This is a genomic window from Vibrio sp. 10N.222.49.C9, assembly GCF_041474985.1.
Taxonomy (GTDB): Bacteria; Pseudomonadota; Gammaproteobacteria; order Enterobacterales; family Vibrionaceae; genus Vibrio; species Vibrio crassostreae_C.
Genome location: NZ_JBFRVD010000326.1, coordinates 1 through 424 on the forward strand (window position 1 = coordinate 1; position 424 = coordinate 424).

Consider the following 424-nt stretch of genomic DNA (forward strand, 5'->3'; position numbering starts at 1 on the left):
CTGTATTTCTACTGGAGAACCAGCAGTGATATAGAAATGACACTTTTTGTGTTTTTATGTTTCGCTTCTTTTTTGCTTCGACACCTCATTCCATTTCAATGTACCGACATTACGCTAGAGCAACATAACCTCACAGATGGTAATCCTGACGTAATCCTTTCACCTAGAAAACTTGGAGCTCCAAATGAACAGAAAACTAGATACGTTTTTCGCCATCTTAATTAGCCTAATGGTTGGATGTGCGGTTACTGGATACTTTATTCACATTACAAATTACAACGAAAGAGTTGCAGATATTCTTGGTTGGATAGCAATCATTGGGATTCCCATTAGCATGGCATGCGCAATCACTGTCGACTACCTCGGCGACAAGAACTAATCAATGTCATCGAGACCTCATGCAACCTTCAAAAGAAAATAGAAA

The 424-nt window shown here is 39.2% G+C and carries 1 protein-coding gene; it reads left to right on the forward strand.

The window, feature by feature from the left end; all coding sequences use genetic code 11:
- Positions 1 to 184 precede the first annotated feature (184 nt).
- Positions 185 to 379: a hypothetical protein gene (locus tag AB4585_RS23355; protein ID WP_065211311.1), complete on the forward strand. Its 195-nt coding sequence runs from the start codon at positions 185 to 187 to the stop codon at positions 377 to 379.
- Positions 380 to 424: the final 45 nt, after the last annotated feature.

What these genes read in the sequence shown, in the direction of transcription:
- AB4585_RS23355 (WP_065211311.1), top strand. Translation starts at nt 185, where the DNA reads ATGAACAGAAAACTAGATACGTTTTTCGCCATCTTAATTAGCCTAATG.